The organism is Aliigemmobacter aestuarii (assembly GCF_004799285.1).
Lineage (GTDB): Bacteria > Pseudomonadota > Alphaproteobacteria > Rhodobacterales > Rhodobacteraceae > Aliigemmobacter > Aliigemmobacter aestuarii.
This window is the reverse complement of record NZ_SSND01000001.1, coordinates 877,785-901,378: the sequence shown is the minus strand read 5'-3', so window position 1 is coordinate 901,378 and position 23,594 is coordinate 877,785. Positions and strand designations below refer to the sequence as shown.

The 23,594-nt window shown below is 65.6% G+C and carries 29 protein-coding genes; 15 read left to right on the top strand and 14 right to left on the bottom strand.

The annotated features are described in order from the left end of the window. The first annotated feature begins 238 nt into the window (after positions 1–238). The 6 genes from E7811_RS04365 to E7811_RS04340 all read left to right on the top strand — a co-directional run bounded on the left by E7811_RS04365 (position 239) and on the right by E7811_RS04340 (position 5,570). A complete protein-coding gene (locus tag E7811_RS04365) occupies positions 239–799 on the top strand; it encodes a F0F1 ATP synthase subunit delta (protein ID WP_136393342.1) in 561 nt (186 codons plus the stop codon). Beyond that, positions 799–2,337: a F0F1 ATP synthase subunit alpha gene (gene atpA / locus E7811_RS04360; protein ID WP_136393341.1), complete on the top strand. Its 1,539-nt coding sequence runs from the start codon at positions 799–801 to the stop codon at positions 2,335–2,337. Before E7811_RS04365 ends, atpA begins: the two co-directional genes overlap by 1 nt. Positions 2,338–2,362: 25 nt before the next feature. Next, the gene (locus E7811_RS04355) at positions 2,363–3,232 is read left to right on the top strand and encodes a F0F1 ATP synthase subunit gamma (protein WP_136393340.1); all 870 of its coding nucleotides are present in this window, start codon (positions 2,363–2,365) and stop codon (positions 3,230–3,232) included. A gap of 17 nt (positions 3,233–3,249) precedes the next feature. Beyond that, complete coding sequence (gene atpD / locus E7811_RS04350; RefSeq protein WP_136393339.1) at positions 3,250–4,692, top strand: F0F1 ATP synthase subunit beta; 1,443 nt, start codon at positions 3,250–3,252, stop codon at positions 4,690–4,692. Positions 4,693–4,702: 10 nt separating this feature from the next. Continuing rightward, a complete protein-coding gene (locus E7811_RS04345) occupies positions 4,703–5,101 on the top strand; it encodes a F0F1 ATP synthase subunit epsilon (RefSeq protein ID WP_136393338.1) in 399 nt (132 codons plus the stop codon). 118 nt (positions 5,102–5,219) lie between these two features. Then, on the top strand, positions 5,220–5,570 hold the full coding sequence (locus tag E7811_RS04340) for an H-type lectin domain-containing protein (protein WP_136393337.1): 351 nt from the start codon (positions 5,220–5,222) through the stop codon (positions 5,568–5,570). 30 nt (positions 5,571–5,600) lie between these two features. Here the strand turns inward: E7811_RS04340 and E7811_RS04335 are convergent, their stop codons facing one another. Continuing rightward, on the bottom strand, positions 5,601–6,617 hold the full coding sequence (locus tag E7811_RS04335; protein ID WP_136393336.1) for a ribose-phosphate pyrophosphokinase: 1,017 nt from the start codon (positions 6,615–6,617) through the stop codon (positions 5,601–5,603). A 128-nt stretch (positions 6,618–6,745) separates the two neighbouring features. On the opposite strand from E7811_RS04335, the gene E7811_RS04330 reads away from it, so the two are divergent. Continuing rightward, a complete protein-coding gene (locus tag E7811_RS04330; protein WP_136393335.1) occupies positions 6,746–7,342 on the top strand; it encodes a 2-hydroxychromene-2-carboxylate isomerase in 597 nt (198 codons plus the stop codon). 2 nt (positions 7,343–7,344) lie between these two features. Further along, on the top strand, positions 7,345–8,139 hold the full coding sequence (locus E7811_RS04325; protein WP_136393334.1) for an alpha/beta fold hydrolase: 795 nt from the start codon (positions 7,345–7,347) through the stop codon (positions 8,137–8,139). 16 nt (positions 8,140–8,155) lie between these two features. On the opposite strand, the gene E7811_RS04320 is transcribed toward E7811_RS04325, so the two are convergent. The 7 genes from E7811_RS04320 to E7811_RS04290 form a co-directional block, all read right to left on the bottom strand. After that, positions 8,156–9,187, bottom strand: a complete 1,032-nt coding sequence (locus E7811_RS04320) for a threonine aldolase family protein (protein ID WP_136393333.1) — start codon at positions 9,185–9,187, stop codon at positions 8,156–8,158. Further along, positions 9,187–9,639: a YcgN family cysteine cluster protein gene (locus tag E7811_RS04315; RefSeq protein WP_136393332.1), complete on the bottom strand. Its 453-nt coding sequence runs from the start codon at positions 9,637–9,639 to the stop codon at positions 9,187–9,189. The genes E7811_RS04320 and E7811_RS04315 overlap by 1 nt, the downstream gene beginning before the upstream one ends. A gap of 98 nt (positions 9,640–9,737) precedes the next feature. Beyond that, positions 9,738–10,661: a bifunctional riboflavin kinase/FAD synthetase gene (locus tag E7811_RS04310; protein ID WP_136393331.1), complete on the bottom strand. Its 924-nt coding sequence runs from the start codon at positions 10,659–10,661 to the stop codon at positions 9,738–9,740. A 46-nt stretch (positions 10,662–10,707) separates the two neighbouring features. After that, on the bottom strand, positions 10,708–11,151 hold the full coding sequence (locus tag E7811_RS04305; protein WP_136393330.1) for a MaoC family dehydratase: 444 nt from the start codon (positions 11,149–11,151) through the stop codon (positions 10,708–10,710). Positions 11,152–11,270: 119 nt separating this feature from the next. Continuing rightward, positions 11,271–12,161, bottom strand: a complete 891-nt coding sequence (locus E7811_RS04300) for a TIGR01459 family HAD-type hydrolase (protein WP_136393329.1) — start codon at positions 12,159–12,161, stop codon at positions 11,271–11,273. Positions 12,162–12,314: 153 nt separating this feature from the next. Beyond that, positions 12,315–13,232, bottom strand: a complete 918-nt coding sequence (locus tag E7811_RS04295) for a manganese-dependent inorganic pyrophosphatase (protein ID WP_136393328.1) — start codon at positions 13,230–13,232, stop codon at positions 12,315–12,317. 115 nt (positions 13,233–13,347) lie between these two features. After that, a complete protein-coding gene (locus E7811_RS04290) occupies positions 13,348–14,355 on the bottom strand; it encodes a TraB/GumN family protein (RefSeq protein WP_246020208.1) in 1,008 nt (335 codons plus the stop codon). Between the two features lie 193 nt (positions 14,356–14,548). On the opposite strand from E7811_RS04290, the gene E7811_RS04285 reads away from it, so the two are divergent. From E7811_RS04285 to E7811_RS04270, 4 genes are all read left to right on the top strand, one after another. Further along, a complete protein-coding gene (locus E7811_RS04285) occupies positions 14,549–14,836 on the top strand; it encodes a co-chaperone GroES (protein WP_136393327.1) in 288 nt (95 codons plus the stop codon). A 71-nt stretch (positions 14,837–14,907) separates the two neighbouring features. Beyond that, on the top strand, positions 14,908–16,545 hold the full coding sequence (groL, locus tag E7811_RS04280; protein ID WP_136393326.1) for a chaperonin GroEL: 1,638 nt from the start codon (positions 14,908–14,910) through the stop codon (positions 16,543–16,545). Positions 16,546–16,755: 210 nt separating this feature from the next. After that, positions 16,756–17,598 (top strand): hypothetical protein, encoded by an 843-nt coding sequence (locus tag E7811_RS04275; RefSeq protein WP_136393325.1) that lies wholly within the window; start codon positions 16,756–16,758, stop codon positions 17,596–17,598. Positions 17,599–17,646: 48 nt separating this feature from the next. Beyond that, complete coding sequence (locus tag E7811_RS04270; protein ID WP_136393324.1) at positions 17,647–18,522, top strand: DMT family transporter; 876 nt, start codon at positions 17,647–17,649, stop codon at positions 18,520–18,522. Here E7811_RS04270 and E7811_RS04265 read toward each other — a convergent pair. Genes E7811_RS04265 through E7811_RS04255 form a run of 3 tightly spaced genes read right to left on the bottom strand, consistent with a single transcriptional unit; the run spans position 18,498 to position 19,928 of the window. After that, positions 18,498–18,980 (bottom strand): GNAT family N-acetyltransferase, encoded by a 483-nt coding sequence (locus tag E7811_RS04265; protein WP_136393323.1) that lies wholly within the window; start codon positions 18,978–18,980, stop codon positions 18,498–18,500. The genes E7811_RS04270 and E7811_RS04265 overlap by 25 nt on opposite strands. Then, positions 18,964–19,482 (bottom strand): GreA/GreB family elongation factor, encoded by a 519-nt coding sequence (locus tag E7811_RS04260; protein ID WP_136393322.1) that lies wholly within the window; start codon positions 19,480–19,482, stop codon positions 18,964–18,966. The genes E7811_RS04265 and E7811_RS04260 overlap by 17 nt, the downstream gene beginning before the upstream one ends. Then, positions 19,479–19,928 (bottom strand): NUDIX domain-containing protein, encoded by a 450-nt coding sequence (locus E7811_RS04255; RefSeq protein ID WP_136393321.1) that lies wholly within the window; start codon positions 19,926–19,928, stop codon positions 19,479–19,481. The genes E7811_RS04260 and E7811_RS04255 overlap by 4 nt, the downstream gene beginning before the upstream one ends. A gap of 78 nt (positions 19,929–20,006) precedes the next feature. On the opposite strand from E7811_RS04255, the gene E7811_RS04250 reads away from it, so the two are divergent. Next, complete coding sequence (locus tag E7811_RS04250; RefSeq protein ID WP_136393320.1) at positions 20,007–20,780, top strand: alpha/beta fold hydrolase; 774 nt, start codon at positions 20,007–20,009, stop codon at positions 20,778–20,780. Here the strand turns inward: E7811_RS04250 and E7811_RS04245 are convergent. From E7811_RS04245 to E7811_RS04235, 3 genes are all read right to left on the bottom strand, one after another. After that, on the bottom strand, positions 20,777–21,850 hold the full coding sequence (locus tag E7811_RS04245; protein WP_136393319.1) for a 5-(carboxyamino)imidazole ribonucleotide synthase: 1,074 nt from the start codon (positions 21,848–21,850) through the stop codon (positions 20,777–20,779). The two genes, E7811_RS04250 and E7811_RS04245, sit on opposite strands and share 4 nt — an antisense overlap. Next, complete coding sequence (purE, locus tag E7811_RS04240) at positions 21,843–22,328, bottom strand: 5-(carboxyamino)imidazole ribonucleotide mutase (RefSeq protein WP_136393318.1); 486 nt, start codon at positions 22,326–22,328, stop codon at positions 21,843–21,845. Before purE ends, E7811_RS04245 begins: the two co-directional genes overlap by 8 nt. 126 nt (positions 22,329–22,454) lie before the next feature. After that, positions 22,455–22,673, bottom strand: coding sequence for a YdcH family protein (locus tag E7811_RS04235; protein WP_136393317.1), 219 nt, complete (start codon positions 22,671–22,673; stop codon positions 22,455–22,457). 186 nt (positions 22,674–22,859) lie between these two features. Here E7811_RS04235 and E7811_RS04230 point away from each other — a divergent pair, with 186 nt between their 5' ends. Both E7811_RS04230 and E7811_RS04225 read left to right on the top strand, forming a co-directional pair. Continuing rightward, entirely contained in the window at positions 22,860–23,303 is a 444-nt protein-coding gene (locus tag E7811_RS04230; RefSeq protein WP_136393316.1) for an Hsp20 family protein, read from the top strand. A 17-nt stretch (positions 23,304–23,320) separates the two neighbouring features. Continuing rightward, on the top strand, positions 23,321–23,548 hold the full coding sequence (locus E7811_RS04225) for a DUF1150 family protein (RefSeq protein ID WP_136393315.1): 228 nt from the start codon (positions 23,321–23,323) through the stop codon (positions 23,546–23,548). Positions 23,549–23,594 lie beyond the last annotated feature (46 nt).

Below are 23,594 nucleotides of genomic sequence, written 5' to 3'. Positions count from 1 at the left end.
GGCGAAAACCTGCGCCGGAAAGCGGCAATTTCCCATCCCTGCGCTAAGCTGACGCAGGTCATCGGAAAAGACAGCCGCTAACAACCGGAATCCCGCGACATAGGAGGTTGCGAGGTTCTGATGCCTCTGCTAGAGACGCCACGACTTTTGGACGCATGCGCCCGCATGCGGCTTAGGAATGCCTCTATCCCGTGCGCTTGTCGCGGTGCCAAGGGGCCAAGACATCGGAAGGGTTGACGTGTCCGAACCAGCTTCGATCTCCTCCGGCATTGCCGCGCGTTACGCCACCGCCGTTTTCGAACTCGCCAAGGAAGAGGGCGCCCTTGCGGCGCTTGAAGGCGATGTCGATGCGCTTGACGCGGCTCTTGCCGCCAGCGCCGACCTGCGGTCGCTGATCGATAGCCCCATCCTCTCGCGCGAGGATCAGGGCAAGGCCATTGCCGCCATCGCCGCAAAGATGGGTCTTTCGGCGACCGTGACCAACACTCTGGCGCTGATGGCCGCGAACCGCCGCCTGTTCGTGCTGCCGCACATGCTGGCCGACATCCGCGCCCGCATCGCCGAAGAAAAGGGCGAAGTGACCGCCGAGGTCACCTCGGCCGCCAAGCTTTCGGCCGCGCAGGCCAAGAAACTCGCCGCGACGCTGAAGGCGCGTGTCGGCAAGGACGTGAAACTGAAAACCGCCGTCGATGAAGCCCTCATCGGCGGTCTCGTCGTCAAGCTGGGCTCGATCATGATCGACACTTCGGTCAAGTCGAAGCTCGCGGCTCTCCAGAATGCAATGAAAGAGGTTGGATAATGGGAATCCAGGCTGCTGAGATCTCTGCGATCCTCAAGGAGCAGATCAAGAACTTCGGCAAGGACGCTGCCGTGGCCGAAGTCGGCCGCGTTCTGTCGGTTGGCGACGGGATTGCCCGCGTCCACGGTCTGGACAATGTCCAGGCCGGCGAGATGGTGGAATTCCCCGGCGGTATCCGCGGGATGGCGCTGAACCTCGAAGTCGACAACGTCGGCGTCGTGATCTTCGGTTCCGACCAGGACATCAAGGAAGGCGACACCGTCAAGCGCACCAAGGCGATCGTGGACGTGCCCGCCGGTGACGCCCTGCTGGGCCGCGTCGTCGACGCGCTTGGCAACCCGATCGACGGCAAGGGCCCGATCAAGGCCGCCGAGCGTCGCGTGGCCGACGTGAAGGCGCCGGGCATCATCCCGCGCAAGTCGGTGCACGAGCCGATGGCGACCGGCCTGAAGGCCGTGGACGCCATGATCCCGATCGGCCGTGGCCAGCGCGAGCTGATCATCGGCGACCGTCAGACCGGCAAGACCGCCGTGGCGCTTGACGCGATCCTGAACCAGAAGTCGTACAACGCCGCCGCCGGCTCGGACGAGTCGAAGAAGCTCTACTGCGTCTATGTCGCCGTCGGCCAGAAGCGTTCCACCGTGGCCCAGCTGGTGAAGAAGCTGGAAGAAACCGGCGCGATGGAATACTCGATCGTCGTCGCCGCGACCGCTTCGGACCCCGCGCCGATGCAGTTCCTTGCGCCTTACTCGGCCACCGCAATGGCGGAATACTTCCGTGACAACGGCCGCCACGCGTTGATCATCTATGATGACCTTTCCAAGCAGGCCGTTGCCTACCGCCAGATGTCGCTCCTGCTGCGCCGTCCGCCGGGGCGCGAAGCCTATCCGGGCGACGTGTTCTATCTCCACTCGCGCCTGCTGGAACGTTCGGCCAAGCTGAACGAGGATTTCGGCGCCGGTTCGCTGACGGCACTGCCGATCATCGAAACCCAGGGCGGCGACGTGTCGGCCTTCATTCCGACCAACGTGATCTCGATCACCGACGGCCAGATCTTCCTTGAAACCGAACTGTTCTACCAGGGCATCCGCCCGGCCGTGAACACCGGTCTGTCGGTGTCCCGCGTGGGGTCGTCGGCCCAGACCTCGGCCATGAAGTCGGTCGCGGGCAAGGTGAAGCTGGAACTGGCGCAGTATCGCGAAATGGCAGCCTTCGCCCAGTTCGGTTCGGACCTCGACGCCTCGACCCAGGCGCTGCTGAACCGCGGCGCCCGCCTGACCGAGCTGATGAAGCAGCCGCAGTATTCGCCGCTGACCAACGCGGAAATCGTCTGCATCATCTATGCCGGCACCAACGGCTATCTCGACAAGGTCGCCGTCAAGGACGTGGGCCGCTACGAAGCCGGTCTGCTGAAGCACCTGCGCACCAACTGCAAGGATCTTCTGGACGACATCACCAAGAACGACCGCAAGGTTTCCGGTGATCTGGAAAAGTCGATCCGTGCCGCACTGGACGCTTTCGCGAAAGACTTCGCCTGAGGGCGGGGCCATAAGGAGCAGGTAGATGCCTAGCCTTAAGGACCTCAAGAACCGGATCGGAAGCGTCAAGAACACGCGGAAGATCACGAAGGCGATGCAGATGGTCGCGGCGGCGAAACTTCGCCGCGCCCAGGACTCTGCCGAAGCCGCGCGCCCCTATGCCGAACGGATGAATGCCGTGATGGGCGGGCTTGCGGCCTCGGTCGGCAATTCGGAAGGCGCCCCGCGCCTTCTGGCCGGAACCGGGTCGGACAAGGTTCACCTTCTGGTCGTGATGACCGCCGAACGCGGTCTGTGCGGCGGCTTCAACTCGTCCATCGTCCGCCTGGCGCGGGTGCGGGCGAATGAACTGCTGCTGGCCGGCAAGACGGTGAAGATCCTGACCGTCGGCAAGAAGGGCCGCGAACAGCTGCGCCGCGATCTGGGCAACCATTTCGTCGGACACGTCGACCTGAGCGAGGTCAAGCGCATCGGTTACGCCAATGCACAGGCCATCGCGAAGGACATCCTGGCGCGCTTCGACGCCGGCGAATTCGACGTGGCGACGCTGTTCTACAACCGCTTCCAGTCGGTGATCAGCCAGATCCCCACCGCCCAGCAGGTCATCCCGGCCGTGTTCGAGGGCGGGGCCGAGGCATCGGCGCTGTATGACTACGAACCCAGCGAAGAGGCGATCCTCGCCGATCTTCTGCCGCGGGGCGTGGCCACGCAGGTCTTTGCCGCGCTGCTGGAAAACGGCGCATCCGAACAGGGTGCCCGGATGAGCGCGATGGACAACGCCACGCGGAACGCGGGCGACATGATCAACAAGCTCACCATCCAGTACAACCGGTCGCGTCAGGCTGCGATCACCAAAGAGCTTATCGAAATCATTTCGGGCGCTGAGGCGCTCTGAGGAACCGGAGAAACGACATGGCAAAAGCACCGAAAGCAGCAGCGGCGGCCGGCAAGGTGACCCAGGTCATCGGCGCCGTCGTGGACGTGCAGTTCGAAGGCGCTCTGCCCGCCATTCTGAACGCGCTGGAAACCGAAAACAACGGCAAGCGCCTTGTGCTGGAAGTGGCCCAGCACCTGGGCGAAAACACCGTCCGCACCATCGCGATGGACGCGTCCGAAGGTCTGGTCCGGGGTGCCCCGGTCCGCGACACCGGCGCGCCGATCTCGGTTCCGGTGGGCGACGCGACCCTGGGCCGCATCCTGAACGTCATCGGCGAGCCGGTGGACGAAAAGGGCCCGGTTTCGGCCAAGGAAACCCGTGCCATCCACCAGCCGGCCCCGGATTTCGCGGCCCAGGCCACCGAAAGCCAGATCCTCGTGACCGGCATCAAGGTGATTGACCTGCTGGCCCCCTACGCCAAGGGCGGCAAGATCGGCCTCTTTGGCGGTGCCGGCGTGGGTAAGACGGTTCTCATCATGGAACTGATCAACAACATCGCCAAGGTGCACTCGGGCTATTCGGTGTTCGCCGGTGTGGGTGAACGGACCCGCGAAGGCAACGACCTGTATCACGAGATGATCGAATCGGGCGTTATCAAGATCGACGCGCTGGCGGAATCGAAAGTGGCGCTGGTCTATGGCCAGATGAACGAACCCCCGGGGGCGCGTGCCCGCGTCGCGTTGACCGGCCTGACGCTGGCCGAACAGTTCCGCGACCAGTCGGGCACGGACGTTCTGTTCTTCGTTGACAACATCTTCCGCTTCACCCAGGCGGGGTCGGAAGTGTCGGCGCTTCTCGGCCGTATCCCTTCGGCCGTGGGCTATCAGCCGACGCTGGCGACCGACATGGGCGCGCTGCAGGAACGCATCACCTCGACCAAGAACGGCTCGATCACCTCGGTGCAGGCGATCTACGTTCCGGCCGACGACCTTACCGACCCGGCGCCTGCGACCTCGTTCGCGCACCTCGACGCCACCACGGTGCTGTCGCGCGCGATCTCGGAACTCGGCATCTACCCGGCCGTGGACCCGCTCGACTCGACCTCGCGCCTGCTTGACCCGGCCGTGATCGGCGAAGAACACTACAACGTGGCCCGTTCGGTGCAGGGGATCCTTCAGCGCTACAAGTCGCTGCAGGACATCATCGCCATCCTCGGCATGGACGAACTGAGCGAAGAGGACAAGCTGACCGTGGCCCGCGCCCGGAAGATCCAGCGCTTCCTGTCGCAGCCGTTCGACGTGGCGAAGGTGTTCACCGGTTCGGACGGTGTGCAGGTTCCGCTGGACAAGACCATCGCCTCGTTCAAGGCGGTGGTGAACGGCGAATATGACCACCTGCCGGAAGCCGCCTTCTACATGGTCGGCGACATCGAAGAGGTGAAGGCCAAGGCCCAGAAACTCGCCGCGGCTGCGGCGTAAGGGGGCGGGAATGGCCAACACCCTGCAATTCGATCTTGTCTCGCCGGAGCGGAGGCTTGCCTCCGTTGCCGCGACCGAGGTCCAGATTCCGGGCGCCGACGGCGACATGACGGCGATGGAGGGCCACGCGGCCACCATCACCACCCTGCGCCCCGGTGTTCTGCGGGTGACGAGCGCCGAGGGCGTCAAGTCCTATGCCGTCACCGGCGGCTTCGCCGAGATCAACGCCACCTCGGTCAGCGTTCTGGCCGAAAAGGCGGTGCCGTCCGAGGAAGCGACCGGAACGGTGCTGGACGACATCCTTGCCGAGGCGCGTGAACTGGCGGCCGCGGCCCTGCCGGAAGACCGGGACATGGCCGAAAAGGCCGTGAACGACATCCTGGCGATGAAGGCGGGTCTCGGCCACTGAGGCGAGACAGAACATGCGATCAAGGCCCCGCGTTTTCGTGGGGCCTTTTTCATTATCCTACCCAATTTTGGCCGGGATTGCGGTATAAGGCAAAGCGGTGGAAGGGGATTTTTCGAACATGCGGCGGATTTCTTCAGCGTCGGTCGGCATCGATCAGGGCAGCCGCGTGCTGTTTTCGGACTTTGCCGACGACGGCGTGATGTGGACCGGCAGCGGCGACCGGGAAAGCCGGCACATCGTGAAATTCAAGGAACCGTTCCGTGCGCCACCCAGCGTGATGGTGTCGATTTCGATGTGGGACACCGACCACAAGACGAACGCCCGCGCCGACATCACCGCCGAGAACGTCACAGCAAAGGAATTCCACCTGGTCTTTCGCACCTGGGGCGATACCCGCATCGCCCGTATCCGGGCCGACTGGATGGCGATCGGCCCGGTGAAGGACGAGGACGACTGGGACCTTTACTAAGCCCCTGCGCCGAGCCCCGTCCCCGGCGGGTCAGCGCGAATACATGCCTTCGTAGATCGGCACCAGCGTTTCGGTGTCGAACAGCGACGATACCGAGGTTCCGTTCCAGATGTTCAGGATGGCTTGCGCGAACATCGGCGCGGTCGGCACGATGCGGATGTTCCGCGCGGCCTTCACCTTGTCGCCCTGTTCGATGGAATCGGTGATCACCAGCGATTTCATGACCGAATTCTGCACCCGCTCTACCGCCGGGCCGGACAGCACGCCGTGGGTGATGTAGGAATGCACTTCCGAGGCGCCGTTCTCCATCAGCACTTCGGCCGCCTTGCACAGCGTGCCGGCCGTGTCGCAGATGTCATCGACGATGATGCATTTCTTGCCGGTGACATTGCCGATGACCGTCATCTCTGCCACTTCCCCGGCCTTCTCGCGGCGCTTGTCGACGATCGAGAGGGGCGCGTTGATCCGCTTGGCCAGTTCGCGCGCGCGGGCCACGCCGCCCACGTCAGGCGAGACGATCATGATGTCATCCATCGCGCCCTTGAAATGGTGTTCGATGTCCAGCGCGAAGACGGGGCTGGCATAGAGGTTGTCCACCGGAATGTCGAAGAACCCCTGGATCTGGGCCGCGTGCAGGTCCAGTGTCAGCACCCGGTCGACGCCCGCCTGGGTGATCAGGTTCGCCACCAGCTTGGCCGAGATCGGCGTGCGCGCCTTGGCGCGGCGGTCCTGCCGGGCATAGCCGAAATAGGGGATGACCGCGGTGATCCGGTCCGCCGAGGACCGGCGCAGCGCGTCGGCAATGATCAGCAGTTCCATCAGGTTGTCGTTGGCCGGGTTCGAGGTGGGCTGGATGATGTACATGTCCTCGCCCCGGACGTTTTCATAAACCTCGACAAAGACCTCTTGGTCGTTGAACCGTTCGACCCGCGCGTCCACCAGCCCGACGTTCATCCCCCGGTGCATCGACATCCGCCGCGCAATGGATTTGGCCAGCGGCATGTTGGCATTGCCGGAAATCAGTTTCGGTTCGGTGATGGCGGGCATGGTCGGGGTCCTTGGCAGTGGTCCGGATGGGTCAGGGATCGGCGCCGGAATGACGGATTCGTGACGTTGACACCGCTTATCACCCGGCTACGGTCTTGCAAACCGGGCGCAACGGATAGGGGCCGCGAATGCTGCAGATCGATTACTTTTTCTCCACGCTGTCACCTTACACCTATCTTGCGGGCACCCGGCTTGAGGAAGTCGCCGCCCGGCACGGGGCGACGGTGGCCTACCGCCCCTTCGACATCGGGGCGCTGTTTGGCCGAACGGGGGGCACGCCCCTGCCGCAGCGGCATGACAGCCGCAAGGCCTATCGTTTGCAGGAACTGCGCCGCCAGTCGGCCAAGACCGGCCTGCCGCTGAACCCGCAGCCGATGTTCTGGCCGGTGAATGGCGCGCCGTCCGCTTATGCGATCATCGCGGCGGCCCGGTCGGGGCAGGGGGATGTGGGCGCGTTGACCCATGCCTTCCTGCGCGCCTGCTGGGCCGAAAATCGCAACATTGCCGAGGATGACGTGATCCGCGATATCCTTGCGGCGAACGGCTTTGCCCCCGACATCGCCGACCGGGGGATGCTGATGGCAGCCGAAACCTATGCTCAGAATCTGGAAGAGGCCGTTGCGCGCGGTGTCTTTGGATCGCCCTTCTATATCGTGGGCGACGATCGGTTCTGGGGCCAGGACCGGCTGGAGGATCTTGACCTGCATCTGTCGGGCAAGATCTGACGATGAACGGCGTCCGGGCGTGGACCTGCGGCGGGTCGCGCCCGGTTCTGGCGCTGCACTGTTCGCTGTCACATTCCGGGGCGTGGTCGGGGCTGGTGGGGCATCTGGCGGGTGTGACCGTCACCGCTCGGGATTTGCCCGGCCACGGGCGCGCGCCCGAATGGGACGGCAAGACCGATCTGCACACCCTTGCCACGCGCTGCGCGCTGACCCTTGCCGAAGGGATCGGCGGGGGGGCGCCGGTCGATCTGCTGGGCCATTCCTTCGGCGCGACCGTCGCGCTGCGGATCGCGCTGGAACGGCCCGAACTGGTGCGCAGCCTGACCCTGATCGAACCCGTGCTGTTTGCCGCGGCGCGGGCCGCTGGGTGGCCCGGCTGGGCCGTCTTCGAACAGGAGGGGCAGGAGATGCGCTGCCTTCTGGCCTCGGGCGACAGGGAGGGCGCCACCCGTGTCTTTCTGGCCGACTGGGGGGCGGCGGTGCCGTTTGATGACCTGCCGGCCGCATTGCGCAAATACATGACCGACCGCATCCACCTGATCCCCGCGCAGGACGATACGCTGCTGCGCGATGCGGCGGGGCTTCTGGGGTTCATGCGTCCAGAGGGGCTGGGTCTGCCCGTTCTGCTGGTCGAAGGGGCCGATAGCCCGCCGGTCATGGCCGCGATCCTGGATGAACTGGCCCGCCGCCTGCCCGATACACGTCGGCTTGTGGTGCCGGGGGCGGGGCACATGGTGCCGATCACCCATCCCGAACCCGTGGCCCGTGCGATCATGGCCCTTCTGGCCGAAAGCTGACCCCCGGCGTGGGGCCTCAGCCGCGTAGCGCCGCCAGAAACCCGTCCACATCCGCCGCGCGGGTCGACCACGAGGTGACAAGCCGCGCCGCCTCGCGTCCCGGCGGGGCGGGGAAGGGGTAATAGACCGCGCCCGTCGCCTGCAACCGGGCGTGGGCGCCCTCATCCCATTCGGGGAACAGGATGTTCGCCTCAACCGGATGGCGCAGCGTCACGCCGGGCAGGGCGGAAAGCCCCTCGGCCAGCCACGCGGCCATCAGGTTGGCCTGACGCGCCAGATGCAGCCAAAGGCCGTCGGCCAGATAGGCCTCCATCTGCGCCGAAAGGTAGCGGTGTTTTGAAAAGAGGTGTCCGCCACGCTTGCGGCGCAGCTCGAATTCCCAGGCCCGGGCCGGGTCGAAGAAGATGACTGCCTCGACGCCCATCAGCCCGTTCTTGGTGCCACCGAAGGATACGGCATCGACGCCGGCCCTCCATGTCATTTCCGCCGGGGTGGCGCCGGTGGCGACGATCGCGTTGGCAAAACGCGCGCCGTCCAGATGCACCGGCAGCCCCGCCGCCCGTGCGATTCCGGCCAGTTCGGCGATCCGGTCGGGCGTGTGCACCGTGCCCGCCTCGGTCACGTTCGTCACCGAAAGGCAGCCGCGCTGCACGCCATGCACCCCGCCCGCGCCGGTCCGGTCGATCGCCTCGCGCAGGGCCGTTGGGTCCATCCGGCCGTGATCGCCGCCCACCAGAACCAGTTTCGCCCCGTTGGTGTAGAATTCCGGCGCGCCGCATTCGTCCTCGGCGATATGCGCATGGGTGTGACAAAAGACCGTCTGCCAGGGCTGGCACATCGTGGCCAGCGCCAGTGCGTTCGCGGTGGTGCCGGTGGCGACCAGATAGACCGCCGCTTCGGGCGCTTCGAACAGGTCGCGAATCATCTCGCGCACGCGGTCCATTCCGGGATCGCGCCCATAGGGCATGGCATAGCCCGCGTTGGCCACGGCCAGCGCCTCGATCACCTGCGGCGGCACGGGCGACGAATTGTCGGACGCGAAGAACATCACAGGCCCCCTTCGATCACATAGTCATCCCAGTCGTCCTCGCTGACCTCGAACTCGGGCACGGTGCGTCCCCGCATCGACATTCCGGCCTCATGCACGCTTTCGGGATTGCCGGAGATCAGCGGATGCCAGTCGTACAAGGGCTGGCCGAAATGCAGAAGCCGGTAGGCGCAGGTCTGCGGCAGCCAATAGGCCACGTCCTTCAGCTTGGCGTGGGTCAGTGTGACGCAGTCGGGCACGAACTGATGCCGGATCGGATATTGCGTGCAGCGGCAGGTCTCGCCGTCGAGCAGCCGACAGGCGACGGTGGTGAAATCGACCTCGCCGGTGTCTTCGTATTCGATCTTGTTCAGGCAGCATTTGCCGCAGCCGTCGCACAACGCCTCCCATTCGGTGGGCGTCATCTTGGTCAGCGGGACGGTTTCCCAGAACCGGGGGCGAAGCTTGGTCATGCCGGGCAAGATGCGCCGGAGCTGCCGAAAAGGAAAGGACGGCGCGGCGAAAAAAAGCCCCCCGGCGCAGGAAAGCCGTGCGAAGGGAAAGGCCCCGGTCAGACGGCGGCGAGGATTGTCCGGGCGCGGGCGCAATCGGCATCCATCTGCGCGATGAGCGCGGGAAGCCCGTCAAACTTCATCTCGGGGCGCAGGTAGTCGATGAAGGCCACCGAAAGGTGGTGGCCGTAAAGATCGCCGCTGAAATCGAAGAGGAAGGTTTCAAGGTTGGGCGTGTTCTGGCCGAACATCGGCCGCACGCCCAGACTTGCCGCGCCGTCGTAGCTGCCCGCCTGCGGCCCGGACAGAACATCGACCTTGACCGCATAGACGCCGAGACGGGGCAGGTGCAGCCCCGCGACCGACATGTTCGCCGTCGGATAGCCCAGCTCGCGCCCGCGCTTTTCGCCGTGGATCACCGCGCCCTCGATCCGGTGCCAGTGGCCCAGCATCCGGGCGGCATCGCGCGGGCGGCCATCGGTCAGCGCCTGCCGGATCGCGGTGGATGAAATCTCGGCCCCTTCCACGGTCACAAGATCGGCGATGGTCACATCGAAGCCGAACCGCTGCCCGAAGCGGCGCAGGTCTTCCGCCGTGCCGGTGCGCCCCTTGCCAAAGCAGAAATCCGCGCCCACCACCACATGCGCGACCCCCAAGCCCCCGGCCAGCACGTCGCGCGCGAAGGCCTCGGGCGACAGGCCCGCCAGTTCCGCATCGAAGGGCAGTTCGTAAAGCCGTTCGACCCCAAGCTTGGCCAGGCGGTTCGCGCGGGATTCCGCGTTCATCAGCCGGAAGGGCGGGGCATCGGGCGCGAAATACTGGCGCGGATGGGGTTCGAAGGTGATGATCCCCAGCGGGCCGCGCCCGCGGGCACGGTCAATCACCGACAGGTGGCCAAGATGGACGCCATCGAAATTGCCCATGGCCACGGATGCCCCGCGCGCATCGGCCGCCAGCCCTTGCCAGTGATGGTAAACCTGCATGCGTCCCCGGTCTTGGTCGGGCGGGAACGCGTCGGCGCCCGCGCCTTCAGTCGAACTTCCGGCTGGGCGCCAGAACCAGCGCCTCGCCCTTCAGGACAACCGTATTACCCACGGCGCAGTGGGTTTCAAGGGTGACACGGCGGCGCGCGTGGTCGATCGCCGTCACCTTGACCTCGGCATGGACCGTGTCGCCGGGGCGGACAGGGGCCATGAATTTCAGGCTCTGGCCCAGATAGACGGTGCCATGACCCGGAAGCTGTTCGCCGATCACGGCCGAAATCAACCCCGCCGTCAGCATCCCGTGGGCGATGCGCCCTTCAAAGATCGTGTCCTTGGCATAATCGTCGTCAAGGTGAACCGGGTTTCGGTCGGTCGATACCTCGGCGAACAGTTCGATGTCGCGGCTGGTCACGGTTTTCCGCAAGCTGCGTGTCATGCCGATTTCAATGTCTTCGATGCAGATCGTGCCACGGGGCATATTGTCGAGCATCCTGCGAATCCCTTGCCGATACTGCCATGCAGCATAGCGCATGCTGCGTTGCAGCGCAATCGGGAAGGTAATTTTTTAACGCCGATGCGACAAAAGTCGCAATATTGTTGCGGGGGCAATCAGCGCAGCGAGGGGGCGGTGAAGGTGGGGTTCTGGCCCTGTTCTGCCAGCCATGCCTCCAGCAGCTGCGCGTCGGGGGGCGCATCGGGCCCGAAAAGGCCCGCGGCCAGCCCGCCGGTCACGAACAGCGTATCCAGCCCTTCGCCCTGACCGCCGCGGATGTCGGTGCCGATGCCATCGCCGATGCACAGGATCTCGTCATCGGGCAGCACGCCCGCCATCGCGGCCAGACGGCGCCGGGCCAGATCGTAGATCGGCGGATGCGGCTTGCCGAAATACAGCGCCTCGCCCCCCATCTCTTCATAGGCCTGTGCAAGGGCGCCGGCACAGAAGATGCGCTTTTCCCCCAGATCGACCATGATGTCGGGGTTTGCGCAGAGCATCTTCAGCCCCTTGGTCTTGGCGAAAAGCAGTGTCGCGCGGTAATCGTCGGGTGTTTCGGTCAGGTCGTCGAACAGCCCGGTGCAGACGATGCCTTCGGCCTGGTCCAGCGGCACGCGGTCGATCGGCGGTTCACTGGCGCGGATCGCCTGAAGGTCATCGGCGAATTCGGTGAAGAACGTCAGGTCCTTTTCGGGGCCAAGGTGATAGACCCGGCGCCCCACTGCCCCGGTCAGAAGCGCGTATTGCGCCGCATCGCCCGATGTCACCACCTCGTCCCAGGCGTCGCGCGGCACGCCCAGCCGGTCAAGCTGCGCCACCACCGGCGGCTTGGGGCGTGGCGCGTTGGTCAGAAGGATCACCTTGCCGCCCGTCGCACGAAAGCCCCTGAGGGCCGCGACGGCCTCGGGGAAGGCCGCAACGCCGTTGTGCAGGCAACCCCAGAGATCGCACAGCACCGCGCGGTAACGGCCCTGGATCGAGGCGAGCGAGGCGATGATCTGGGTCATGGTGGTCGTCCTTCCTGATGTTGCGGCCCTTCATACCGCAGGGCGCGGGCGGGCCATAGGGTCGAAACGACGGGCCGCGTGGCCGGGTTCCACGAAAAAGGGCCGGGGAATGCCCCGGCCCTTCCTGAATGATCCGGACCGATCCGCGCGGGATCAGAGCTTCAGCGCCGGGATGATCTGCTTCTTGCGGCTCATGATGCCGGGCAGGACAACCGTGTCGCCCGTGGCCTTCGCCCCGAACGAGGCTTCGGCCATCTGGCGAACCAGATCGTTCGGCACCAGAAGGGTGGCTTCTTCCTTCAGGATGTCGACGACGAACAGCAGCACCTGGTCGGCGCCGTCCTCTTTCGCCACTTCGACCATCGAGGCCATCAGGCTGTCTTTCCGGTCAAGGATCAGCTTGGGCGCGGTGGTTTCCAGAACGCTGACGCGCAGTTCCTTGCCGGCGACGTTGTATTCCTTGGAATCCATCCGCAGCAGTTCGGCATCCGAAAAGGCCGAGACATCGGATTTCGCCTCGAACATCTTGGTCGCCAGATCGCCCAGATCGACGCCCAGATCGGCGGCCAGCTTTTCGGCGACGGCGCGGTCATGGGCAGTGGTGGTGGGCGACCGGAATTCCAGCGTGTCCGAAAGGATGCAGGACAGCATGGCGCCCTTGACGCCCTTGGGCGCGCGGGCCAGGGCATCGCCCATCAGGTCGTGCATGATCGTGGCGGTGCAGGCCAGCGGGCGGATGGTGATGTCGATCGGGTTCTTCGTCTTGATCCCGCCCACCAGCATGTGGTGGTCGATGATGCCGACGATCTTGGCATCGTTGACCGACGGCGGCAGTTCGGCCGGGTTGTTTGTGTCGACGATCACCACGGTGTCATCGGCGGTCACGTCCGAAATGATCTCGGGCTTGTCGAGGCCCCAGTGACGCAGCACGAAGGCGGCTTCGGTGTTGGGTTCACCCAGCAGCACGGGCTTGGCCGGGGTGCCCTGCACTTCGGACAGGTACCAGGCCCAGATGATGGGCGAGCCGGTGGAATCGGTGTCGGGGGCCTTGTGGCCGAAAACCTTGATCATGGTCGGGTCCGTTCGTCAGATGTGATTTGGCGCGCCTTATAGGCAAGGCGCGCGCCAATGTCACGCGGGCGGACCGGCGTCGGGCGTCGAATGCTGCGCCGCAGCAACAGCCGCGTCAAAGGGGAAGCTGTTCGACCGTATAGCCGGCCTGTTCCAGCAGGTTCAACACGCCCTCGCGCCCGGCAAGGTGCAGCGCGCCGAAGGCGACAAAGACCGGCCCCTCGACCGCCGCCGCCTCGATCACCGGGATCCATGCCCGGTTCCGGGCGTTCATCAGCACCTCTTCGAACTGCGCGAATTCCGCATCGGCGCGGGCCGCGTCATAGCCGGGCAGGGTGGCGCTTTCGATCCGCAGGAATTCCCACATCCGGCGCGCCTCGCCCCGGAAATAGGCCTGAAGAAGGGTTTCCTGGATGTCTTCGGCCATGCCTTGCGCATCATAGGCCAGCGTGGCGCGGATCATCTCCATCTGGTCCTCGAAGCTCATCGTGGCGAACAGTCCGAAGATCGTGTCATAGGGTTCCAGCGCCCGCACCGGCGTGTCGTTCCCCTTGGCGCGGTCCATCACCAGCTGGTCAAGCCCGTTGCGCGCCGTCATTTCGCCCATGGCGCACGGCGGCATCGCCAGCATCATCGACAGATACCAGGGCTGCATTCGCGCGGCCATGATCGACGGCAGGCCGCGCGCCTGCATCGCGGCCGAGATCATGGCCCAGTCCTCGGCAGGAAGCCGTTCGATCAGCGAACCGCCCTCGGACAGGAACAGCAGGTCGGGCCGTTCCGCCATCGCCTTCATCAACAGCCGTTCTTCCTCGGGTCCGGCCTCGACCAGCACGGTGGCGGCGGCGTCGATCATCGGTGCGACACGGTCCATTGTCGCGGCGTGGCGCGGATCGGCCAGGTGATAGGTGCCCAGAATCGTCAGGCGTTGATCCCCGCGCGTCGCCTGCCAGAGGTTCCCCGCGGCAAAGGGCTGCGCGGCGGTCGCCGCCTCAAGCGCCGCCGCCTTCTCGGCGCCAAGTCCGGCCAGAAGGTCACGCCCCTCGCATTGCGCCAGCACCGCGGAACCCCCTGAAAACATCAGGAAAACGGAAAGAAGGACAGACAGGCAGATCCGGATCATCGCGCCTTACCTCGGTTTTCCGAAAAGGTGGCACGGATCGGCCGGATGGCCAAGGGGGCATCGGTCACGACCGATTTTTTCGCAGATCGGGCGTTGACAGGCGCTGACAGTTTGCCTACTTCTCCGCCGTTAGCACTCGCACCCTGTGAGTGATAACAGAATTCAACCTGGATACCCATGGGAGTGTTACCAGATGGCTTTCAAACCGCTGCATGACCGTGTGCTGGTCCGTCGCGTCCAGAGCGACGAAAAGACCAAGGGCGGCCTGATCATCCCCGACACCGCCAAGGAAAAGCCCGCCGAGGGCGAAGTGGTGGCCTGCGGCGAAGGCGCGCGCAAGGATTCGGGCGAACTGATCGCGATGTCGGTGAAGGCGGGTGACCGCGTTCTGTTCGGCAAGTGGTCGGGCACCGAAGTGTCGCTGAACGGCGAAGAACTGCTGATCATGAAGGAAAGCGACATCCTCGGGATCATCTCCTGAGATCGCCCTTTCCGATCCCGCGCGGCTGACCGCGCGAAACCCCTGAAATTCAGACAACTGGAGCAAGCACAATGGCTGCCAAGGACGTCAAATTCGATACCGATGCCCGCGATCGTATGCTGCGTGGCGTCAACATCCTCGCCGATGCGGTGAAGGTCACCCTGGGCCCGAAAGGCCGCAACGTGGTGATCGAGAAATCGTTCGGCGCCCCGCGCATCACCAAGGACGGTGTGTCTGTCGCCAAGGAAATCGAACTGCAGGACAAGTTCGAGAACATGGGCGCGCAGATGGTAAAGGAAGTCGCCTCGCGCACCAATGACGAGGCTGGCGACGGCACCACCACCGCCACCGTTCTGGCCCAGGCGATCATCAAGGAAGGCCTGAAGGCCGTCGCCGCCGGCATGAACCCGATGGACCTCAAGCGCGGCATCGACCTCGCGACCGCCAAGGTCGTGGACGAGATCAAGGCCGCCGCCCGTCCGGTCAAGGACAGCGACGAAGTGGCCCAGGTCGGCACCATTTCGGCCAACGGCGAAGTCCAAATCGGCCGCTTCATCGCCGACGCGATGCAGAAGGTCGGCAACGAGGGTGTCATCACCGTCGAAGAAAACAAGGGCATGGACACCGAGGTTGAAGTCGTCGAAGGCATGCAGTTCGACCGCGGCTACCTGTCGCCCTACTTCGTGACCAACGCCGACAAGATGGTCGCGGAACTCGAAGACGCGCTGATCCTGCTGCACGAAAAGAAACTGTCGTCGCTGCAGCCGATGGTCCCGCTGCTGGAAGCCGTGATCCAGTCGCAGAAGCCGCTGATCATCGTGGCCGAAGACGTGGAAGGCGAAGCGCTGGCCACCCTCGTGGTCAACAAGCTGCGTGGCGGCCTGAAGATCGCCGCCGTCAAGGCGCCGGGCTTCGGGGATCGCCGCAAGGCCATGCTGCAGGACATCGCGATCCTGACCGGCGGCCAGGTGATCTCGGACGACCTGGGCATGAAGCTGGAGAATGTCACCATCGACATGCTCGGCCGTGCCAAGAAGGTGTCGATCAACAAGGACAACACCACGATCGTTGACGGCGCCGGCGACAAGGCGGAAATCGAAGCCCGCGTGGCCCAGATCCGCACCCAGATCGAGGAAACCTCGTCCGACTACGACCGTGAAAAGCTGCAGGAACGCGTGGCGAAGCTCGCCGGCGGTGTGGCGGTGATCCGTGTCGGCGGCTCGACCGAGATCGAAGTGAAAGAGCGTAAGGACCGCGTCGATGACGCCCTGAACGCGACCCGCGCGGCCGTTCAGGAAGGCATCGTCGTCGGTGGCGGCGTGGCACTGGTTCAGGCCGGCAAGTCGCTGGACGCCGTCAAGGGCGCCAACAGCGATCAGGACGCGGGCATCGCCATCGTTCGCCGCGCGCTGGAAGCCCCGCTGCGCCAGATCGCCGAAAACGCCGGTGTCGACGGTGCCGTGGTCGCGGGCAAGATCCGCGAATCCTCGGACAAGAACTTTGGCTTCAACGCCCAGACCGAAGAATATGGCGACATGTTCAAGTTCGGCGTGATCGACCCGGCCAAGGTGACCCGCACCGCGCTGGAAGATGCGGCCTCGGTCGCCTCGCTTCTGATCACCACCGAAGCGATGATCGCCGACAAGCCCGCCAAGGAAGGCGCGGCCCCGGCGATGCCCGGTGGCGGCATGGGCGGGATGGACTTCTGATCCATCCGGTCACGGATTGGGAAAGGGCGCCTTCGGGCGCCCTTTTCTTTGTCCGCCATCAGGCGGGCCTGATGCAAATCAACGCTCCGTCCCTGCGGCTGGCTAGAATGGCCGGGTTGCAGCAATACGGAGGCGAAGATGTTCCCACTTCAGCGTTTCTTGTGCCTTTTTCTGCTGGCCGGCCTGTGCCATCTGGCGCCATCTTCCGCAATGGCGTCCGATCCGGCCGAGCTTTCAGCCGAGGACCGCGAGGTCATCGAACTGCTCTTGAACAACCGCGACCTCGTCTTGGTGCCGGACATTCTGGCCCTGGACGGATACGTTCAGGACATGGCGACCATCTCCGGCTTGTCGGTCGTGGCGATTCGACGTGATGATCTGCTTGACGCCCGGCTTGTCGGAATCCTGTCCGATAGGGCCGATACCGAACAACTGGCGCGCGCGCTGCTGCTATGGGACAGGGCGGTTCGCGACGAAATGGCCGCGCTGCTGGCCGCAGGTCAGACAGGTGCCTCGACGACCGAGGCTGCGCCAGCCGACACAACCGAAGCGCAGTCCGCGCCCGATCTTGTGCCCGATCTTGTGCCCGGCATGTGGAAGGGGGCTCTGGATGATGCGGCCAAAGCCCGTGAACTGGCCCGGTTCAACGCCGCCACGGGGGCGCAGCTTGAGGTCTACGAGGCCGATGAGGTTAGCCTTGTGCTGGATGCCGAGGCTGGCACGGTCGAGATCGAGGGGACGCCGATGTGCGAAGTCCACACCGTGACGCAAACCAGTGACGGGCGCGACGCGGTCTTTGTCAGGACGATCACGCGCTACTCGACCGATGGCCCCACGCCCCTTCACGACCGCACCTTCGATGTCCGGGTCAGCGTCACACGCACATCGACCGATCAGAAGGGGCGCCCCGTCGGCCCGCAAGGCACGACCGAAACCTTCCGGCAGGCAACCCTGACAAAACCGGACGGCACCGGCACGCGCCAGTTGATCATGTATAATGGCCAGCCGTCGGTGCATGAGGTTCCCTGGCTGATGGTGCCAAGCAGCGGTTGACGCACGACGGGCTTTCCTTTTGCCGGGGTTGCGTTAGGGTCGCGGCCCATGCGCCTGTTCCTTGTGACCGCCCTTGCGATGCTGGCCTTTGCCGGAAACTCTGTCCTCAACCGGATGGCGGTGGCCGGGGGGGCGATCGACCCGATGGCTTTTGCGGTCTGGCGGGTGGTGGCCGGGGCGGGGATGCTGGCCCTGCTGGTCGCGTTCCGGCGGGCTCGGTCGGGCGGGGTGGTCTGGGCCGGATGGGCCGGGCGGGGCGCCGGGGTGGCGGGGCTATTGGTCTATCTTTTCGGGTTCTCGCTGGCCTATGCGGCGCTGGATGCGGGCACCGGCGCGCTGATCCTGTTCGGCGCGGTTCAGGTCACGATGTTTCTGGGCGCGCTCTGGCTGCGCGAGGATGTGCCGCCCCGCCGCTGGGTGGGCGCGGGGCTGGCCTTTGGGGGCCTCGTGCTGCTGCTGGCGCCGGGGCAGGGCGCGGTGCCGGTGATGGCGGCGGGCATGATGGCGCTGGCCGGTGTGGGCTGGGGCTTTTATTCGCTGGCCGGGCGGCGCGCGGGCGATGCGCTGGCGGCGACGGCGGCGAATTTCGTGCTGGCGGTGCCGGTGGCCCTGACGGCGCTGGCGCTGTTGCCCGAGGCGGCGGAGGCGGTGCCCGCGTCCGCGCGCGGCATCGTGCTGGCGGTCCTGTCGGGCGCCGTGACCTCGGGGATGGGCTACGCGCTGTGGTATGCGGTGCTGCCGCAACTGGGGGCGGGACGGGGCGCGGTGGCGCAACTGACGGTGCCGGTGATCGCGGCGGCGGGGGGTGCTGCGCTGATCGGCGAAGGCGTCGGCTGGCGCTTCGCTCTTGCTTCGGCGCTGGTCTTGGGGGGTGTGGCCTGGGCCAGCCTGCCCGCCCGTCAGAGCGGCTTGACCAGGCGGTGAATCCGATGTCCGGTGGCATCGTCCTGGCGGCTGATCCCGGTCGCCCGAAACCCCTCGCGTTCCCAGAAGGCGCGGCCGCGCGGATTGGCCTCAAGCACGGCAAGAAACAGCGCGGGGCACCCCGCCGCGCGCGCGCGTGCCTCGACCTCGGCCAGAAAGGCGGCGCCGTGGCCCGCGCCCTGCGCCCAGGGGCCAAGGATCATCAGCCCCAGAAATCCGTCGCCCGCCTGCGGAAAGCCGAAGGACAATTCGGCCACGCCGGAAAGCCGCCCGTCCTGAAAGAGGCCCAGCCGGTGCGAGGCCGCCGGATCGCAGCCGGGGGGCGCGTCGGTGAAGAATTCTGCGGCCTGCCGGTCGGGGTCGCACCCGCCTTCGGCGAGGATCCAATAGTCGGGCGCGTCGCGGAAGAAGGCGGCGACAAGGGCGGTATCGGCCCTGGCGTCAAGCGCGCGGATCATCGGCCGGGTCTGTGGGCTGTTCAATGCGGATCACCTCAAGGATGACGGCGCCGGAAGGGCGCCTCCAGGTCACGGTATCACCGATCGCCGCGCCGATCAGCGCGCGGGCCAGCGGGGATTGCGGCGCGATGCGTCCCTGTGCGGGGTCGGCCTCATCCTCGCCGGTGATCTGATAGGTCGTCTCGTCCCCGTCCTCGTCGGCGACAGTTACCAACAGGCCGAAGGCCACTTCCGATCCGTCGTGCTGTGCGGGATCGACCGCGATCGCGCTGGCAAGGCGTGCCGAAAGATAGCGGATGTCGCGTTCCGCCGCCGCCTCGGGCAGCTTGTCCAGCCGGTCGGCTCGCGCCCGCAGCGCGGCAAGATCGGCCTGCCGGGCGGCCAGCGCCGATTGCAGCAACGCAAGCCCGCGGGGGGTGACAAAGTTCGGATGCGGGCTGATCGGCAGGTCGGGCAGATCGGGCGGCGCGTTGGTATCTTCCTTGACGAAGGCCCGGCTCATCGCAGGATCACCTCGAGCGGGTCGTAAAGGATGCCGTCGGTATCCCAGGCAGCAGCGGGCAGGCTGTCGGGCTTGAAACGCAGTGCTGCCATCTCGTCCCGCGTCACAAAGCGCCGCTGGCTGACGATACCCTCCGGGTCCTGCCAGCTGTCGTCCAGCGTGCCGGAAACAAGCGTGCAGCGAAAGTAGATGTCGACCTGGTGAAAGCCCGTGTCCGGGTCGTGGAATTCATTGACAAGCGCGGGGCTGCCCACGGCCACGGTCAGGCCGGTTTCCTCGTGCACCTCGCGGATCAAGTTTTCGGGCAGGCTGGTACCGGGATCGGCGCCCCCGCCGGGCGCGCACCAGATATCCGAAAGCCCCGCCTTGTAGGCGTTCACCAGCAAGAGCCGGTTTTCCCGCAGGATCAGAGCCCGCACGGCGAGCCGGGGTGTCTTCCATTTCATGTCCGCAAGCTGTGACGCGGCGGCGCAAATGTAAATGCCCCCTCGCATCCTCGGATGGGCGGGCCTATTCTTGCGCCCATGAAACGGTTCCTGTTTCCCTTTGTCCTTCTGGCCCTGCCGCTGCCCGCGCTGGCAGGGGAATGCGTCGTGCTTCTGCACGGGCTGGCGCGCACCGAAGACAGCCTCTTGCCGATGCAAGCCGCGCTGGAAGCGAATGGCTACCGCGTCGTCAATCAGGGCTATCCGTCGACGTCCGCCCCGATCCGTGATCTGGCGCGCGATCATGTCGGCCCGGCCATCGCCGCCTGCGAGGGGGCCGCGCGGGTGCATCTCGTCACCCATTCGATGGGCGGCATTCTTGCCCGGTTCTGGCTCAAGGACAACCGGCCCCCGAACCTGGGCCGTGTCGTCATGCTGGCGCCGCCGAACAAGGGATCAGAAATCGTCGATGCCTTCGGGCAGATTGGCGCCTTCGAATGGATCAACGGCCCGGCCGGGCTGCAACTGGGCACCGGGGCCGGGTCGGTGCCGCTGGCGCTGCCGCTTCCGGATTATGAACTGGGGGTGATCGCGGGGAACCGGTCGCTGTCGCCGATCTATTCGACCATCATCGAAGGGCCGGATGACGGCAAGGTTTCGGTGGAAAGCACCCGCGTGGCCGGGATGACCGATCACATCACCCTGCCGGTCACGCATACCTTCATGATGATGAACCCGGTGGTGATCGGCGAAGTGCTGAACTTCCTGGCCGAGGGGCGGTTCGACCCTGCCATGACGCTGACCGAAGGCGCAGAGCGCGCGTTGGGGCAGATTGGGGGGCAGAATGGGGGGCAGGATCGCGGCGCGCCCTAGCCGCGCGTCACGATCCGGTTCACATGTCCCATCTTTCGGCCCGGACGGGCCTCGGCCTTGCCATAAAGATGGATCGAGGCGCCGCGTTCCCGCGCGATCTGTGGGATGCGGTCCACGTCGTCGCCGATCAGGTTTTCCATCACCACATCGGCGTAGCGGCTGCCATCGCCAAGCGCCCAGCCCGCCACGGCGCGGATATGCTGTTCGAACTGGTCGACCGCGCAGCCCTGCTGCGTCCAGTGGCCCGAGTTGTGGACGCGCGGGGCGATTTCGTTCACGATCAGGCCCGCAGGTGTCACGAACAGCTCGACTCCCATGACGCCGACATAATCCAGCGCGTTCAGGATGCGCGCCGCGATCAGCACCGCATCGCTGCGCTGGCCGGCGGACAGCCGGGCGGGCACGGTGGTTGTGGACAGGATGCCATCCTTGTGGACGTTCTCGCCCGGATCGAAGGCCGCGACCGACCCGTCAAGGCCGCGCGCGGCGATCACCGAAACCTCGTGGCTGAAATCCACGAAGCCTTCCAGAACGGCGGCGGCGCCCTGCATCGCGGCGAAGGCCGCCGGCGCATCGGCCAGCGACCGGATCCGCGCCTGCCCCTTGCCGTCATAGCCAAGGCGCGTGGTCTTCAGGATCGCGGGCGTGCCGATCCGCGTGAGCGCGGCGGTCAGGTCGGCCTGCGAGGTCACCGCCGCATAGGGCGCGCAGTTCAGGCCAAGCCCGGTCAGGAAATCCTTTTCCAGCAGCCGGTCCTGGCTGACCGCCAGCGCGCGGCGGTTCGGGCGGATCGGGCGCAGCGATTCCAGCAGGTCAAGCGCGTCGGTCGGGATGTTCTCGAATTCATAGGTGATGACATCGACGCTTTCGGCAAAGGCGCGCAGGGCGTCTGCATCCTCATAGGGCGCGGTCGTCACCCGGTCGGCGACCTGGCCTGCGGGCGGATTGGCGGCGGGTTCGTAGATATGGCTGCGAAAGCCAAGGCGGCTCGCGGCGACCGAAAGCATCCGGCCCAGCTGGCCGCCACCCAGAATTCCGATCACGGCGCCGGTCTGCAAAGGCTCAGTCATCCGAAGGCTCCTCTGGGATGGAGGCGGACAGCGCTGCGCGCCATGCATCCAGCCGCTCGGCCACCGCCGGGTCGCTGACGGCAAGGATGCCCGCCGCCATCAGCCCGGCATTGGCGGCCCCCGCCGCCCCGATCGCCATCGTCGCGACCGGAAAGCCCTTGGGCATCTGGAGGATCGAATAAAGGCTGTCGACACCCGACAGCGCCTTTGTCTGCACCGGAACGCCAATCACCGGCACACGGGTCTTTGACGCCATCATGCCCGGCAGATGCGCCGCCCCGCCCGCGCCCGCGATGATCACCTTCAAGCCGCGCGAAACGGCGGTCTTGCCATAATCCCACAGCCGGTCGGGCGTGCGATGCGCGCTGACGATCTTCGCCTCGTAGGGGATGGCGAGTTCATCCAGAATGGCGGCGGCTTCCTTCATCGTGGCCCAGTCCGACTGGCTGCCCATGATGATCCCGACTTCTATGGCCATCGCGTCCGTCCCTTTCGCTATGGGATGGCGCCTCTATAGCGGCTTGGCGGTCGGGGGCAAGCGGTGCGGCGGTGCTGGCGCGGAAATGCGTCCACCCCTGTGGCGGAAAACGCCCGTGCAGGGACTTCAGGCGATGATGTCGGGGATCAGCTGATCCTCGATCTTCACGATCTGGTCCTTCAGCGCAAGCTTTTGCTTCTTCAGCCGCCGAAGGGTCAACTGATCGGGTCGCCCGGTTTCCTCAAGCGCGTGGATCGCGGCGTCAAGATCGCGATGTTCGCGCCTGAGCACCTCGAGCTTGATCCGCAGCATCTCTTCGAGGTTGAGTTCCATCGACGCGTTCATGGTGGGCTCATTGCCTGAGTCGTTTCGTTCGTTCGGGCCAGTATAGCCGAACCGGGTGATTCCCGGAAGAAATCTGCGAAACAAGTCGGGGCCTTGCAGGCCGCCCGCCGCCGCCCCATATTCAGGGGGCAGGTGCCCGTGCGGGGCCTCGCGAACCGAACTGTCGCTTTTCCAAGGGCATGTCCGATGACAAAACTGAGCTTTGGGTCCCACCCCTATCTTCTGGGCTTCGACCGGCTGGAGCGGCTGGTGGAGCGGACGGCGAAAGCCGGGGGGGATGGCTATCCGCCCTTCAACATCGAGGCGGTCAGCGAAAATGATTACCGGATCAGCCTGGCCGTCGCCGGGTTCCGCGAGGATGACCTGTCGATCACCGTCGAGGATCGGCAACTGGTGATCCGCGGTCGTCAGGGCGAGGATGATCAGGATCGCGTCTTCCTGCATAGGGGCATTGCCGCGCGCGCCTTCCAGAAGGCCTTTGTCCTGGCCGACGGGGTCGAGGTGGCGGGGGCCAGCATGGAAAACGGGCTTTTACACATCGACCTGCGGCGGGTGGTGCCGGAAACGGTCGTGCAGACCATCAAGATCGGTTCCGCCCGGCCGGCAAGGCCCAAGGACATTGGACGCTGAACAGAAGGAGGCGCAGAATGGATGTGAAATTCGAAGGTTTCCCCGAAGAGGGCGAGCGCATCGTCTATGTCCGCCCCGTTGCCGTGGCGGACCTGCCGGAAGAGATCCGCCAGCAGGCGATGGGGCTGGATACGCTTTATGCCGTGCACACCGCCGAAGGTGAACGGCTGGCGCTGGTGCGCGACCGCAGGCTTGCCTTCGCGCTGGCCCGGCAGAACGATCTGGCGCCGGTAAACGTGCACTAAGGTGAACGTTCACTGACCGCTCATCCCGCCGGATACGCCGGACGCA

What these genes read in the sequence shown, in the direction of transcription:
- E7811_RS04255 (WP_136393321.1), bottom strand. Translation starts at nt 19,928, where the DNA reads ATGAAATGGAAGACACCCCGGCTCGCCGTGCGGGCTCTGATCCTGCGG.
- E7811_RS04265 (WP_136393323.1), bottom strand. Translation starts at nt 18,980, where the DNA reads ATGATCCGCGCGCTTGACGCCAGGGCCGATACCGCCCTTGTCGCCGCC.
- E7811_RS04225 (WP_136393315.1), top strand. Translation starts at nt 23,321, where the DNA reads ATGGATGTGAAATTCGAAGGTTTCCCCGAAGAGGGCGAGCGCATCGTC.
- E7811_RS04235 (WP_136393317.1), bottom strand. Translation starts at nt 22,673, where the DNA reads ATGAACGCGTCGATGGAACTCAACCTCGAAGAGATGCTGCGGATCAAG.
- E7811_RS04320 (WP_136393333.1), bottom strand. Translation starts at nt 9,187, where the DNA reads ATGTTCTTCGCGTCCGACAATTCGTCGCCCGTGCCGCCGCAGGTGATC.
- E7811_RS04330 (WP_136393335.1), top strand. Translation starts at nt 6,746, where the DNA reads ATGCTGCAGATCGATTACTTTTTCTCCACGCTGTCACCTTACACCTAT.
- E7811_RS04285 (WP_136393327.1), top strand. Translation starts at nt 14,549, where the DNA reads ATGGCTTTCAAACCGCTGCATGACCGTGTGCTGGTCCGTCGCGTCCAG.
- E7811_RS04275 (WP_136393325.1), top strand. Translation starts at nt 16,756, where the DNA reads ATGGCGTCCGATCCGGCCGAGCTTTCAGCCGAGGACCGCGAGGTCATC.
- E7811_RS04325 (WP_136393334.1), top strand. Translation starts at nt 7,345, where the DNA reads ATGAACGGCGTCCGGGCGTGGACCTGCGGCGGGTCGCGCCCGGTTCTG.
- E7811_RS04335 (WP_136393336.1), bottom strand. Translation starts at nt 6,617, where the DNA reads ATGCCCGCCATCACCGAACCGAAACTGATTTCCGGCAATGCCAACATG.
- E7811_RS04230 (WP_136393316.1), top strand. Translation starts at nt 22,860, where the DNA reads ATGACAAAACTGAGCTTTGGGTCCCACCCCTATCTTCTGGGCTTCGAC.
- E7811_RS04345 (WP_136393338.1), top strand. Translation starts at nt 4,703, where the DNA reads ATGGCCAACACCCTGCAATTCGATCTTGTCTCGCCGGAGCGGAGGCTT.
- E7811_RS04295 (WP_136393328.1), bottom strand. Translation starts at nt 13,232, where the DNA reads ATGATCAAGGTTTTCGGCCACAAGGCCCCCGACACCGATTCCACCGGC.
- E7811_RS04355 (WP_136393340.1), top strand. Translation starts at nt 2,363, where the DNA reads ATGCCTAGCCTTAAGGACCTCAAGAACCGGATCGGAAGCGTCAAGAAC.
- atpD (WP_136393339.1), top strand. Translation starts at nt 3,250, where the DNA reads ATGGCAAAAGCACCGAAAGCAGCAGCGGCGGCCGGCAAGGTGACCCAG.
- E7811_RS04310 (WP_136393331.1), bottom strand. Translation starts at nt 10,661, where the DNA reads ATGCAGGTTTACCATCACTGGCAAGGGCTGGCGGCCGATGCGCGCGGG.
- E7811_RS04305 (WP_136393330.1), bottom strand. Translation starts at nt 11,151, where the DNA reads ATGCTCGACAATATGCCCCGTGGCACGATCTGCATCGAAGACATTGAA.
- E7811_RS04315 (WP_136393332.1), bottom strand. Translation starts at nt 9,639, where the DNA reads ATGACCAAGCTTCGCCCCCGGTTCTGGGAAACCGTCCCGCTGACCAAG.
- E7811_RS04250 (WP_136393320.1), top strand. Translation starts at nt 20,007, where the DNA reads ATGAAACGGTTCCTGTTTCCCTTTGTCCTTCTGGCCCTGCCGCTGCCC.
- groL (WP_136393326.1), top strand. Translation starts at nt 14,908, where the DNA reads ATGGCTGCCAAGGACGTCAAATTCGATACCGATGCCCGCGATCGTATG.
- E7811_RS04245 (WP_136393319.1), bottom strand. Translation starts at nt 21,850, where the DNA reads ATGACTGAGCCTTTGCAGACCGGCGCCGTGATCGGAATTCTGGGTGGC.
- purE (WP_136393318.1), bottom strand. Translation starts at nt 22,328, where the DNA reads ATGGCCATAGAAGTCGGGATCATCATGGGCAGCCAGTCGGACTGGGCC.
- atpA (WP_136393341.1), top strand. Translation starts at nt 799, where the DNA reads ATGGGAATCCAGGCTGCTGAGATCTCTGCGATCCTCAAGGAGCAGATC.
- E7811_RS04290 (WP_246020208.1), bottom strand. Translation starts at nt 14,355, where the DNA reads ATGATCCGGATCTGCCTGTCTGTCCTTCTTTCCGTTTTCCTGATGTTT.
- E7811_RS04300 (WP_136393329.1), bottom strand. Translation starts at nt 12,161, where the DNA reads ATGACCCAGATCATCGCCTCGCTCGCCTCGATCCAGGGCCGTTACCGC.
- E7811_RS04270 (WP_136393324.1), top strand. Translation starts at nt 17,647, where the DNA reads ATGCGCCTGTTCCTTGTGACCGCCCTTGCGATGCTGGCCTTTGCCGGA.
- E7811_RS04340 (WP_136393337.1), top strand. Translation starts at nt 5,220, where the DNA reads ATGCGGCGGATTTCTTCAGCGTCGGTCGGCATCGATCAGGGCAGCCGC.
- E7811_RS04260 (WP_136393322.1), bottom strand. Translation starts at nt 19,482, where the DNA reads ATGAGCCGGGCCTTCGTCAAGGAAGATACCAACGCGCCGCCCGATCTG.